General features: G+C 69.3%; 11 protein-coding genes. 4 read left to right on the forward strand and 7 right to left on the reverse strand.

Annotated elements, in window-relative coordinates; translation table 11 throughout:
* The first annotated feature begins 33 nt into the window (after window positions 1–33).
* Entirely contained in the window at window positions 34–255 is a 222-nt protein-coding gene (locus ACSF8R_RS06665) for a type II toxin-antitoxin system VapB family antitoxin (protein WP_434811082.1), read from the forward strand.
* Window positions 252–656 carry a PIN domain-containing protein gene (locus tag ACSF8R_RS06670; protein WP_434811083.1) on the forward strand — a complete coding sequence of 135 codons (405 nt, stop codon included), beginning with the start codon at window positions 252–254 and terminating at the stop codon, window positions 654–656. The genes ACSF8R_RS06665 and ACSF8R_RS06670 overlap by 4 nt, the downstream gene beginning before the upstream one ends.
* A gap of 82 nt (window positions 657–738) precedes the next feature.
* On the opposite strand, the gene ACSF8R_RS06675 is transcribed toward ACSF8R_RS06670, so the two are convergent.
* Window positions 739–1149, reverse strand: a complete 411-nt coding sequence (locus tag ACSF8R_RS06675; protein ID WP_434811084.1) for an NAD-dependent epimerase/dehydratase family protein — start codon at window positions 1147–1149, stop codon at window positions 739–741.
* A 207-nt stretch (window positions 1150–1356) separates the two neighbouring features.
* Between ACSF8R_RS06675 and purU the strand changes: the two genes are divergently transcribed.
* Window positions 1357–2235, forward strand: coding sequence for a formyltetrahydrofolate deformylase (gene purU / locus ACSF8R_RS06680; protein WP_434811085.1), 879 nt, complete (start codon window positions 1357–1359; stop codon window positions 2233–2235).
* A gap of 134 nt (window positions 2236–2369) precedes the next feature.
* Here the strand turns inward: purU and ACSF8R_RS06685 are convergent, their stop codons facing one another.
* The 5 genes from ACSF8R_RS06685 to ACSF8R_RS06705 form a co-directional block, all read right to left on the reverse strand.
* Window positions 2370–4256 (reverse strand): BCCT family transporter, encoded by a 1887-nt coding sequence (locus tag ACSF8R_RS06685; RefSeq protein WP_434811086.1) that lies wholly within the window; start codon window positions 4254–4256, stop codon window positions 2370–2372.
* Window positions 4257–4371: 115 nt separating this feature from the next.
* Window positions 4372–5175, reverse strand: coding sequence for a MerR family transcriptional regulator (locus ACSF8R_RS06690; protein ID WP_434811087.1), 804 nt, complete (start codon window positions 5173–5175; stop codon window positions 4372–4374).
* A gap of 312 nt (window positions 5176–5487) precedes the next feature.
* Entirely contained in the window at window positions 5488–6408 is a 921-nt protein-coding gene (locus tag ACSF8R_RS06695; protein ID WP_434811088.1) for a serine hydrolase, read from the reverse strand.
* 42 nt (window positions 6409–6450) lie between these two features.
* Window positions 6451–8436, reverse strand: coding sequence for a M13 family metallopeptidase (locus ACSF8R_RS06700; RefSeq protein ID WP_434811089.1), 1986 nt, complete (start codon window positions 8434–8436; stop codon window positions 6451–6453).
* A gap of 20 nt (window positions 8437–8456) precedes the next feature.
* Entirely contained in the window at window positions 8457–10247 is a 1791-nt protein-coding gene (locus ACSF8R_RS06705; RefSeq protein WP_434811090.1) for a DUF308 domain-containing protein, read from the reverse strand.
* A 53-nt stretch (window positions 10248–10300) separates the two neighbouring features.
* Here ACSF8R_RS06705 and ACSF8R_RS06710 point away from each other — a divergent pair, with 53 nt between their 5' ends.
* Entirely contained in the window at window positions 10301–11620 is a 1320-nt protein-coding gene (locus ACSF8R_RS06710) for an MATE family efflux transporter (protein WP_434811091.1), read from the forward strand.
* A 108-nt stretch (window positions 11621–11728) separates the two neighbouring features.
* Here ACSF8R_RS06710 and ACSF8R_RS06715 read toward each other — a convergent pair whose 3' ends face one another.
* Window positions 11729–12367 (reverse strand): TrmH family RNA methyltransferase, encoded by a 639-nt coding sequence (locus ACSF8R_RS06715; protein ID WP_434811092.1) that lies wholly within the window; start codon window positions 12365–12367, stop codon window positions 11729–11731.
* Window position 12368: the final 1 nt, after the last annotated feature.

The following is a 12368-nucleotide window of genomic DNA, read 5'->3' on the forward strand; positions in this document are numbered from 1 at the left end:
TTATATACTGCTCTATACAACGGAGGGGGAATCATGGCCGTCACGTCAATCGATATCGACCCAGACGAGCTGCGCCACGCGAAGGAACTCGCCGGGACGACCTCCAATCGCGAAACGGTGGATCTCGCCCTGCGGACGCTCATCGCCGTCCGTCGCCAACCGGCAGCTGTCGAGCGGATCATCGCGCGCACGTTCGAGCCCGACCAGATCAACGCACCGACGATCCCGCCCGCGTCGACAGCTGCCGACCGGTGACGACCTACCTCGTCGACAACAGCATCTGGCAGAAGGCGTCAACGAGCGAAACAATCGCGACAAAGCTCCGAGAGCTCTCACCTGCTCACCTGATCATCACCTGTCCTCCTCAGGTGCTCGAGTACTGCCACTCGGCCCGGACACCTCAGGAGTACGAAGAGCTCCGCTCGGACATGGCGCAGCTCCTGCCCGCCTGGGAACACCCCGACGAGCAGCACGCCCTGGACGTCCAACAGGCACTGTGGGGCTCAGGGCTCGTGCGCGCGGCTGCAGCCTTCGATTGCCTCATCGCGGCCTACGCGGTCGTCAACGACGCGGTCATCCTCAACTCGGATCGCGACTTCGGGCACATCGAGAGCGCCACCCGCGGTGCGGTCCGCCAGGAGTACGTCGCGCCCTAGGATTTCGGCCCGGTGCGATCTCTGTTCCGGCGGCGTGCGGTGACGGGCGCCCTCATGGCGCCAGGCTACGACCTCGCGGCGGCTACGCGGAAGCGTCGACGAAGTCGAGCTTGTCGAGGTCTCCTGCGGCGGACGGTTCGACGAGCACCGCACCGCCGGCCGACGCACCGGGGTGCGACAGGTCTGCGTAGACGTTGATGGTCGACACGAATGTCCAGTGCTTCGCGGCATCCGCCAATGCCGTCGAGGCCGTGCGCATCCATGACGGTGTGCGCGCGACGTCGACCACGGCATCCCACCGCTGGGCGGCGAGCGCCTGCCACGCCGGCGCCGCCGGGTCGATAACTGCCGCCCGGTCGATGCGCACGTGCGTCGCGCCGTCGGGGATGCCGTCGCCCCTGCTCACGCAGGTGACCTCGTGGCCGCGTTCGAGCGCCTGCCGCGCGATCTCGCGAGAGAGGAAGACCGTGCCGCCGAGGATGAGGATGCGCATGCCCACATCCTGCGCGGGAGCCGACTACCGCCGCATCAGGTTTCGCTCTCGGCGTGCGGCCCCGCCTGTGCACAACTGCGGGGATCAAGAACGACACGCCGTGCACCGTGTGCAAGGCCCGGCGTGCCGTCGAGAATCCCCGCAGTTGTGCACGGCGCAAGGCGTGCGGATGCCGGTGCACCGGTTCGGACACGGCAGAATCGATGCATGACGTCGCCCAGCCCGCAGCTGCACCCCGCCCACGCCTGCCTCATCGTGCACGGCAAGGACACCCCGGGAATCGTTGCGGCTGTCTCGGCGATGATCACCCGCATCGGCGGCAACATCGTCGCCTTCGACCAGTACTCCGACGACCCGACGGGCGGCGCGTACTTTCAGCGGGTCGTGTTCCACCGCCCCGACTTCGCGGCCGACCGCCCGCAGATCGAAGCGGAGATCGACGGCACACTGCGGCCGTTCGAGTTGGAGTGGTCGCTGACCGACCAGTCGGTGCCCAAGCGCATGGCGATCCTCGCGTCCAAGCAGGACCACTGCCTGCTCGACCTGCTGTGGCGGCACCGTCGAGGCGACCTGCCGGTGACGATTCCGATGGTGGTCTCGAACCACACGACGGCGGCCGACGATGTGCGCTCGTTCGGGGTGCCGTTCTTCCACGTGCCGTCGACGCCCGGGCCTGACAAGTCGGCATCCGAAGCCGAAATCTTGAAGCTGCTCGTCGGCAACGTCGACTTCGTGGTGCTCGCCCGCTACATGCAGATCTTGTCAGCCGACTTCCTCGAGCAGCTCGGGGTGCCGGTCATCAACATCCACCACTCGTTCCTGCCCGCCTTCATCGGCGCCGAGCCGTACAAGAAGGCGAAGGAGCGCGGCGTCAAGCTCATCGGCGCGACCTCGCACTACGTCACGACTGACCTCGACGAGGGCCCGATCATCGAGCAGGACACCGTCCGCGTCACCCACGCCGATTCATCGGCCGAGCTCACCCGCCGCGGCGCCGATGTCGAGCGTCAGGTGCTCTCGCGCGCGGTCCTTTGGCACGCCGAGGACCGCGTCATCCGCCACGGCAACCACACCATCATCTTCTGACGCCCCGGTCTGCCGGGCGCCGCGGCGTCATCAGATTCGGAGATTGTCGCCGGATTCGGATCCCGAGCCCGGATCCACCCGAATCTGCAGGCATTCTCCGAATCTGGTGACGCGCGCCGACGCCGCGGCGCGCGCTACCCGCCGCGCGGGTGGTCGCCGTCGGCCCCGTGCAGTGCCTCGAACTCGGGGGTGTCGAAGACCTCACCGGCGATCGGGTCCTGCGCGATGCGCTCCTCATCGAGGGTCGCAACACCGGCGGCATCCACGTCGACGGCATCGATCGGCACCGTCTGCAGCGACACGAGGAACTCGCCGTCCCCGAGGGGCGTCACCTGCTCGGGACGCGCGATGCCCAGGCCCGCGGCGAGGGTCGTCATCACCTCGCGACGACGCGATCTCGGCACGTCGGTCGTGGATGCCGCGTCCCCGCCGGGCGGCGTCGCCAGGCGCGCCCGCACGTACTGCGGCGCGTTCTGCACCTCCCAGTGGAAGGCGCGCAGCAACGAGATGCACGCGAGCACCATGATGATCGAGAACGGCACGGCGGTCGCGATCGACGCGGTCTGCAACGCAGTGAGGGATGCCGCCCCTCCCACGAGCAGCAGCACCGCAGCGGCGACTCCCTCGAGCACCGACCACATGACGCGCGTGAGCCGCGGCGTCTCGGTGGCACCGCCGGTGGCGAGGATGTCGATGACGAGCGACCCCGAGTCGGACGACGTCACGAAGAAGAACACGATGATCGCGATCGCGATCACGCTCGTGACGACCGCCATCGGGAACGTCTCGAGCAGTTGGAACAGTGACGTGTTCGTGTTCACGGCGCCATCGGTGAGCATGTCGCCTTCGGTCAGCTGTCGGAGGATCGCGGAGTCGCCGAAGATCGTGAACCAGATCACGCCGATGAGCGTGGGCGCCAGCAGCACGCCCATGACGAACTGGCGGATGGTGCGGCCGCGCGAGATGCGCGCGATGAACATGCCGACGAACGGCGCCCAGCTCATCCACCAGCCCCAGTAGAAGATCGTCCAATCGCCCGCCCAGGTGTCGGTCGCCAGCGGCCAGGTCTCGAGCATGAGCCCGGGGAGCGCGGCGATGTAGCTGCCGGTGTTGGCGATCATGCCCTGGATGAGCACGAGGGTGGGGCCGAGCACGAGCACGAAGATCGCGAGCAGCGCGGCCAGCGACATGTTGATGTTCGACAGCCACTTCAGGCCCTTGTCGAGCCCGGAGACGACCGACAGCGTCGCAAGCCCGGTGACGACGGCGATGAGGATGACGGTGAACGTCGGCGACGGCTCCACCCAACCCAGGAACGTCAGACCGGCACTGATCTGCTGCACGCCGAAGCCGAGCGAGGTCGCGACGCCGAACAGCGTGCCGACGATGGCGACGACGTCGATCGTGTGCCCGATCCAGCCTTCGACGCGCTTGCGTCCGATCATCGGTTCGAGCAGCCAGCGGATCGAAAGGGGTCGCCCGCGGCGGAAGGTCATGTAGGCGAGCCCGAGGCCCACGACGACGTAGATCGCCCACGCATGCAGTCCCCAATGGAAGAGCGTGAGGTCCATCGCGAGGCGGCCCGACGCGGTCGTCTCAGGATCGACCCCGGCGTTGCCCGGCGGAACCATCAGGTGCGACAGCGGCTCGGCGACACCGTAGAACACGAGGCCGATGCCCATGCCCGCCGAGAAGAGCATCGTGAACCACGACACGGTCGAGAACTCGGGTTCTTCGTCGTCGCGACCGAGCTTGATGTTGCCGATGCGCGAGAGTCCGCAGTACAACGCGAAGACGACGAAGCCGGTCGCCGCCAGGATGTACCACCAGCCGACGCCCTGTGTGATCGCGTCTTTGAGCACCGCGAACGCGTCGCCCTCTTCGCTGGAGAACATGATCGCGACGACGATCAGCGCGGCGATCACGAGGACGGCCGGCACGAACACCGGCTTGCGCAGTTGAGCCCACACCTCCCCCGGATGCCAGTCTCTGCGGAACGGCGAGGTGGAGTGGGCGGCCATGTCGGTCCTCCGATGCGTGATCTCGGGCAAGGTGCGGCCCCATGCTAGCGAACGGCGCCCGCGGCCTCGGAGGCTGCGGGCGCCGTTCGGCGTGGCGTGACCGGCACGCCACCGGTCACGCGACGGGCTGTTGCAGGTCGACCGACCATTCGGCACCGGGGCCGTCGAAGGGCGTCGACTCGTAGACCTCGCGGCACGTGCCCGACGGTGTGAGCCCTCGCGCCTCGACCTCGGCGACGAGCTCCTGCCACGCACTCTGGATGCCGGAGAGATCCGCGCCGGTGTAGCGGACGGTGAGCGCTCGCGGCTGCGCGTCGACGGTCGCCGCCTCCAGCCCGGCAGGCACGTCGTCCCCGGCGATCTGCTCGGCAGCCGCAGCGATCATGCCGTCACCGTCGACCGTGTAAGTCGCGATGCCGGGCCCGGTGCGGGACGCGCCGGCGGCGTCGATCGCGGCGTTGACGCGGCCGAACATGCCGCCCATCGCGTCTTCGATCTCGTTCATCTCGTCGATGCGCACCGACTGCTGGACCAGTCGCAGTGCAGGCAGAGACGTCTCGATGAATGCGGACATGGGATGCTCCTTCTCGATTGCTCGGAGTCTCGCCTCGACCGACCGCAGTCGCCGCTGGTCGGCCTCGAGCTGCTCGCGCAGTTCGTGCCGGCGCTCTCGCAGCAACGCCGTGACCGCCGTGGCCGACAGCCCGTCATCCAGCAGTCGGCCGACCTGCTCGAGCGTGAACCCGAGGTCTTTCAGGGCGATCAGCTGATTGGCGCGTTCGAGCTGCGCCGTGGAGTACGAGCGGTAGCCGCTGTGCGGATCGACCTGCTGCGGGCGCAGCAGGCCGAGCTGGTCGTAGTGACGCAGCATCCGCACCGACACGCCGGCCAGGCGGGCGAACTCTCCGATGTTCAACATGGTGATCCCACTCGACAGCCTGACACCGTGTGAGGGTCAAGCGCGAGCCGCGAGATCGACTCGCTACGCGTCCTGCGGGTCGATGCGGGCGTGCGCCAACTCGGGGTGCGCCGCGTTGAAGGCGGCGATGTCGCGCACGTTCTTCTGCACGGCGACGACGGCGAACAGGCTCATGGCGAACCCGATGCTGAGGTGAATGTACTCCGAACGCGACTCGGGTGTCGCCGGCTATCCACACCCGCACAGCGAGCGGTCAGCGGACTCGCCGCCAGGCATCCCCAGACATTCCGCAACCGGCATGCGCCGGTCTCGTCAGTGCACGTACTCCATCAGATCGACCCCGAGCGTGCGGAACGCATCGTGAGCGCGCAGCCGATGCGCGACCGACAAGTCGTCGAAGCCCACCAGCAGGGCGTAGGCGACGCCCGCGCGGGGACCGGCGACCACGCCGGCTTCGGCGAGCACACCGTCGCCGCGGCCGGTCTTGTTGACGAACAGCAGTCCGCCCGGGTCGTCGTCGTGGGCGAACGGATCGAGCCCCATCGCGGACGCCACGAGCGACAGGTCCTCATTGAGACTCAGCCATTCGGCCACCTGCGTGCTGACCGCCGCCGAGACGACATCGGAGTTCACGAGTCCGGCGAACAGCTCCGCGAGCTCTCCCGGCGAACTGAGCGCGACCTGCGGCGCATCGTCGGGCCCGCGCTCGTCACGGAACCGATCGAGCAGCGCGGTGCGACGCAGCCCGAGCGAACCGAGTCGCTCGCGGACGGCGTCGAGCCCGACCCGATCGAGCAGCGCGTTGGCGGCCAGTGCATCGCCCGTCGCCGCGGCGAGGACCGCGAGATCGACGATCGGCAGGGCCGGGGCCTTCAGGTGCCGCCAGACGCCTGCGACAGCGACGGCATCCACGCTCGCACGGTCGACGATCTCGAACGGATCGAGCGAGCCGGACTCCATGCGTGCGGCGACCTCGATGAGCAGGGGCACGATGCCGATGCCGCCCACCGGCAGGGTGACGTGCTCGTCACCGCTGAGCACCACCGACCCGGAGTCGAGGTCGATAACCTTCAGCGAGACGTGCGCGCCGGCCACCGAGAGCGCATCGAGCGCCGTCAGGGTCGACGTGAACGAACGGCGCGCAGACGACGAACGACGCGTGCGGGCGCCCGCCGGAGCGCGGCGGGCACCACGCCGGAGCGTCGTGTCATTCGAGGGCTCGGGGGTGCCCACGTTTGATCCTTTCCGCGCCGGGCAGGGCGCAGCAGGGGGTGATTACCAGATGGTGACGCGCTGATCCGGCGCGAGCCACAGCTCGTCGCCGTCGGTGACCTCGAACGCATCGTAGAACGCGTCGACGTTGCGGACGATCTGATTGCAACGGAACTCGTTCGGCGCGTGCGGGTCAATCGTCAGGAGCCGGATGGTCTCGGCATCACGCGCCTTCTGCTGCCAGACCTGCCCCCAGCTCAAGAGCAGTCGCTGGATGCCGGTGAACCCGTCGATCTCGGGGCCGTCACCGGTCTCGCCGGTTGCCGCGAGGTGCAGACGGTACGCCTTGATCGCGATGCCGAGCCCGCCGAGGTCGCCGATGTTCTCGCCGATCGTGAGGGCGCCGTTGACCTTGTACTCCTCGCTCAGCCCCTGCGGAGTGAGGGCGTTGTACTGCTCGATGAGGGCCGAGGTGCGCTGGGTGAACGCCTCGCGGTCCGCATCGGTCCACCAGTTGTTGAGGGCGCCGGTGCCGTCATAGGCGCTGCCCTGGTCGTCGAAGCCGTGGCCGATCTCGTGCCCGATGACCGCGCCGATGCCGCCGTAGTTGGCTGCCGCGTCGCGCTCCATGTCGAAGAACGGGTACTGCAGGATGGCCGCGGGGAACACGATCTCGTTCATCAGCGGGTGGTAGTAGGCGTTGACCGTCTGCGGCGTCATGTGCCACTCGTCGCGGTCGATCGGGCCGCCGAGCTTCGCGAGCTGGCGGTCGTGCTCCCACGCGTTGGTGCGGCGGACGTTGCCGATCAGGTCGCCGGGGTCGACCTCGAGGGCGGCGTAGTCCTTCCACCGCACCGGGTAGCCGACCTTCGGGGTGAAGGCGTCGAGCTTCTCGAGCGCGCGCTCACGGGTCTCGGGCGTCATCCACTCGAGGCTCGTGATCGACTGCCGGTAGGCCTCGATGAGGTTCGCGACGAGTTCGTCCATCTCGGTCTTGGCCTGCGGCGGGAAGTGCCGCTCGACGTACACCTTGCCGACCGCTTCGCCCATCGCCGCCTCGACGAGGCCGACCGCGCGCTTCCAACGTTCGCGGTTGACGGGCACGCCGGTGAGCTCGGTGCCGTAGAACGCGAAGTTCGCGTCGACGAACTCGTCGGACAGGAACGCGGCGTTGGCGCGGATGATGTGGAGCTTGAGCCACGCCTTCCAGTCGTCGAGACGGTCTTCGACGAGCAGCGTGCCGAGGCCCTCGAAGTACGACGGCTGGTTGACGTTGATCTCGGCGAACCCGTCGGCGTGGTCGGGTGCGACACCGTCGAGCCACGGCTGCAGATCAAGCCCCGTGAGCTCCTGCACCTCGGCCCACGTCTTCAGGTTGTAGGTGGCGACCGCGTCACGGCTGCGCACGTTGTCCCAGTGGTGGGTAGCCAGCTCGGTCTCCAGCGCCAAGATGCGGTCGGCGTCGGCATTCGCCTCGTCGGCCGAGAACCCGGCGAGCTCGAGCATCGTCTTCGCGTAGCCGCGGAAGGCCGTGCGCGTGTGCTCGAAGTTCTCGAGGCGGTAGTAGCTCTCGTCGGGCAGCGACAGCCCACCCTGCAAGAAGAACACGACGTAGCGTTCGGGGTTGCCGGGATCGGGCTCGATGTAGGCCGCGATGACGCCGCCGACACCCTCGCGCTCCAGCTCGCCGACGGTGCGCAGGAAGGTCGGGATGGAGTCGATCCCGTCGACGCGCGCGAGCTGCTCGGCGAGCGGCTGCGCACCGAGTTCGGCGATGCGCTCGGTGTCCATGAAGCTCGCGTACAGGTCACCGATCTTGCGCTCTTCGGTGCCGGCCTCGGCATCCTGAGACTCCTCGATGATCGCGCGCACGTCCTTCTCGGCCTGCTCTGCGATCAGGTGGAACGAACCCCACCGGGCCTTGTCGTCTGGAATCTCAGTGCGCTCCAGCCACGCGCCGTTGACGTGGCGGAACAGGTCGTCCTGCGGGCGGATGGACTCGCTCAGTTCGGCGAGGTCGATCCCCGAGCGGGGGGCGTTCTCGGTCATGTGACAAGGATAGGCGGTCGTCAGCGATCGGTACGGGTGCAGCCGGGTTCGACGAGCTCGCCGGCGAAGCGCGCATGCGTCCATTCGACGAGTTCGGGCAGCAGCGGCGAGGGGCGCTCGATCACGCGGGCATGCTCGTATCCGTCGTAGACGCGGTAATCGACCTGCTGCCCGGCGGCGCACAGCGTGTCGACGTAGTAGCTCTGCAGCGTCGGCGAGACGACCGTGTCGGAGCCGCCCTGGCCGATCAGCAGCGGTGCGGTGGTGCCGGCAGGCGCGATGTTCTCACGCAGACGGACGCCGAGCTCACCGCTCGTCGGCGGCCTCGCGAACAGGTCGGGGTCGCCGCTCATCCCCAGCGCCGCGGCGACCGACACAACCGTACCCGGGTCGGACAGGCACCGCTGCGACATGCGCTGGACGATCTCCTGTGCGCCCGGCCGCACCACCTCGCGCAGGTCGATGTCGTCGTAGATCTGCGTGTACGACGCGATCGCGAACGACGCGAAGATGCTGCCGCCCGTCACCCTCGACACGCGCTGCACGAGCGCCGGCGGGTCGCCCGCGGGGGCGAGGGCCGCGACACCCTTGATCCACACCTCGGGTGCGTATTCGCGGGCGAGCGCCCCCGTCCACAACGCCGCATGGCCACCTTGCGAATGCCCCCACACCACCGTGGAGACACCCAGATCGGCTTCGGGCAGCTCGCGCGCCGCGCGCACGGCATCCAACGAGGCATAGGCGCTGGGCGGGCCGATGAGATACGGGTGCGGGCCCTCTGTGCCCAAGCCGATGTAGTCGGTGGCGACGACCGCCCACCCCTCTTGGATCATCGTCGGCAAGATGTAGAGCGCACCCGACCACAGGCCCCGCTCCTGCAGGGACGGCGCACAATCCTGTGCGAACCCGGTCGTGCCGTGGTTCCAGTCGACGACGGGCCACCGGCCGTCGCCCTCGCGCGGCACGACGACGACACCGCTCGCCGCACGCACCTCGCCGTCCACCCCGGTGGTCGTGTACAGGATGCGCCACGCCTCGGCGGCGACCGGGATGCCGGCGGTGAACGGCTCGGACCGAATGAGGCGTCCGGGCTCATCCGGCATGTCGCGGGGGGCGGCATAGAAGTCATCGACGACGGGCGACCCGGCACGCAGCGGGGCGGTGACGATCGTGGCGGCGACCGCGACGGCGACCGATGCGATCGCGATGACCGCTCGACCCCAGCGGCGGCGCGACGGGTCACGGTGACGGGTGCGGTCGCGCCGTCCTCGCAACCGCGTCCACAGGTCGGCGACCCCGCCCCAGATCAGGCGTGCCCCGAACGCAACCGCCACGACGAGCAGCGTGATGTCAGGCCACGCGAGCGCCAGCACACCGAACAGGGCGCCCGTCGCGCCGAACGCGACGTCGGCGATGCGCGCATCCCACCCGCGACCGCGCTGGAACGCCGCGACGACACCGAGCACGCCGTTGACGATCAGCAGCACGCCGACCAGCGCGCCGACCGCCCTCACGGTGAGCGCCGGCCACAGCAGCACGAACGTGCCGCCGACGAGCCAGCCGATCCCGGTGAGCGCTCGCCACCGCGGATGCTCGGCGTCGTCGGCTCGGCCGGTGAGTTCGAGCACGCCGGTGAGGATCATGCCGCCGCCCAGCAACACCGCGAGCACATTGAGCGCCGTCGTCGGGCGAATGATGATCACGGCACCGAGCGCAATCGCGACGATCGCGATCGCGATGCGCAGCCACGACGGCAGGCGCGCGTGCAGGCGCACGAGCGCCAGGCGCTGCAGTATCGCGGTGCGGGCCATCGATCCAGCGTACGAGGCGGCTCGTCGTCGGCGCGCAGGAATAGGCTCGACGCATGGCGAGCGTGACCCTCAACCGTGAGATCTTGCGGCTGGCGGTTCCGGCGCTCGGGGCACTCGTGGCCGAGCCCATGTTCCTCATCGTCGATTCAGCCCTCGTCGGGCACCTCGGCGTCGTACCGTTGGCGGGGCTCGGCATCGCCGGGGCGATCCTGCAGACGATCGTCGGACTGATGGTCTTTCTCGCGTATTCGACGACGCCGGCCGTCGCGCGGCGGTTCGGCGCCGGCGACCCGAAGAGTGCCGTCAGCGCCGGCATCGACGGCCTGTGGCTCGCGCTCGGCATCGGTGCCGTGCTGGCGGCGGTCGGCTCGTTCGCGACGACGCCGCTCGTGGCGATGTTCGGCGCACCTGCCGACGTCGCCCTGCAAGCCGAGATCTACCTGCGACTGTCGATGTGGGGGCTCCCGGCGATGCTCATCGTGTTCGCCGCGACGGGCTTGCTGCGCGGCATGCAAGACACGGTCACGCCGCTGTGGATCGCGGGGCTCGGCTTCGCCGCGAACGCGCTCCTGAACTGGTTGTTCATCTACGGGCTCGGGTGGGGCATCGCAGGGTCCGCCGCCGGCACCGTCGTCGCGCAATGGGGCATGGTGGCCGCGTACGCGCTCGTGATCGGGCGGCTCGCCACGCAGCACGCGGCGTCGCTGCGACCGCAACGCGACGGCGTGCGGGGGTCGGCGCGGTCGGGTGGCTGGCTGTTCCTGCGCACCGTGTCACTGCGGGCGGCACTGCTCGCGACGGTCGCCGTCGCCACCGCGATCGGCACCGACGAACTGGCCGGATGGCAGGTGGCGTTCACGATCTTCGCAACGGCCGCGTTCGCCCTCGACGCCCTCGCGATCGCCGCGCAGGCGCTCATCGGCAAGGGCCTGGGTGCCGGCGACGAGCCGTTCGTCCGCCGGGTGCTCGGCCGCACGGCCGCGTGGGGCGTGTGGTTCGGGGTGCTCGTCGGCGGGCTGATCGCCGCGCTGTCAGGCGTCATCGGACTCGCGTTCACGGGCGACCCCGAGGTTGCGGCACTCGTGCAGCCGGCGCTCATCGTGCTCGCCATCGCCCAGCCGGTGTGCGGGGTCGTGTTCGTGCTCGACGGCGTGCTCATGGGCGCAGGCGACGCGAAGTACCTGGCGATCGCGGGCCTGCTGAACCTCGTGCCGTATCTGCCCGCCCTCATCGTGCTGTGGATCGTGCTGCCGACGGGCGCGTCCGGACTCGCGTGGCTCGCCGCCTGCTTCTTCGGCATCTACATGCTCGCGCGCCTCGTGACCCTCGGCTGGCGCGTGCGCCGCCCGGAGTGGCTCACCGCGGGCGCGTGAGCCTCGGCGTTCCAGTTCTCGGCATCCACTCCGCGTGTCCGGGATTCGCGCACGAGTCCAGCCGTCTGAACGGCCGAGTCACGCTGAAATCCTGGACTCAGCGCGCGCCTACGCCCAGCGGCGGCACCACTCGTACATGACGACCGCGGCGGCGGCGCTCGCGTTGATCGAGCGGGTCGAGCCGTACTGCGTGATCTCGACGACGCCGGATGCGGCAGCCACCGCCTCCGGCGAGAGCCCCGGCCCCTCCTGGCCGAACAGCAGCACGCAGCGTTCGGGCAGGTCGGCGCGGTCGACCGGCACCGAACCCGGCACGTTGTCGACGGCGACGACGGGGATGCCGGCATCCCGCGCCCACGCCGAGAACGCCTCGACGTCGGGGTGGTGACGCACGTGCTGGTAGCGGTCGGTCACCATCGCGCCGCGCCGGTTCCAGCGGCGCTTTCCGACGATGTGCACCTCTGCGGCACCGAACGCGTTCGCACTGCGCACGATCGAGCCGATGTTCATGTCGTGCTGCCAGTTCTCGATCGCGACGTGGAACGGATGCCGGTGGGCGTCGAGGTCGGCGACGATCGCATCCATCGTCCAGTAGCGGTACGCGTCGATGACGTTGCGGCGGTCGCCTGCGGCGAGCAGCTCGCGGTCGTAGCGGGGGTCGTCGGGCCACGCCTCGGGACCGCCCGGCCAGGGGCCCACGCCGACCGCCAGGACGGGTTCTTCCGGGTCGACGGTGTGCTCGCTCACC

The organism is Microbacterium sp. bgisy189 (assembly GCF_965345345.1).
Classification (GTDB): domain Bacteria; phylum Actinomycetota; class Actinomycetes; order Actinomycetales; family Microbacteriaceae; genus Microbacterium.

Bases quoted from the DNA above. Each gene is read 5' to 3' on its own strand.
- ACSF8R_RS06665 (WP_434811082.1), top strand. From the start codon at position 34: ATGGCCGTCACGTCAATCGATATCGACCCAGACGAGCTGCGCCACGCG.
- ACSF8R_RS06675 (WP_434811084.1), bottom strand. From the start codon at position 1,149: ATGCGCATCCTCATCCTCGGCGGCACGGTCTTCCTCTCTCGCGAGATC.
- purU (WP_434811085.1), top strand. From the start codon at position 1,357: ATGACGTCGCCCAGCCCGCAGCTGCACCCCGCCCACGCCTGCCTCATC.
- ACSF8R_RS06685 (WP_434811086.1), bottom strand. From the start codon at position 4,256: ATGGCCGCCCACTCCACCTCGCCGTTCCGCAGAGACTGGCATCCGGGG.
- ACSF8R_RS06690 (WP_434811087.1), bottom strand. From the start codon at position 5,175: ATGTTGAACATCGGAGAGTTCGCCCGCCTGGCCGGCGTGTCGGTGCGG.
- ACSF8R_RS06700 (WP_434811089.1), bottom strand. From the start codon at position 8,436: ATGACCGAGAACGCCCCCCGCTCGGGGATCGACCTCGCCGAACTGAGC.
- ACSF8R_RS06705 (WP_434811090.1), bottom strand. From the start codon at position 10,247: ATGGCCCGCACCGCGATACTGCAGCGCCTGGCGCTCGTGCGCCTGCAC.
- ACSF8R_RS06710 (WP_434811091.1), top strand. From the start codon at position 10,301: ATGGCGAGCGTGACCCTCAACCGTGAGATCTTGCGGCTGGCGGTTCCG.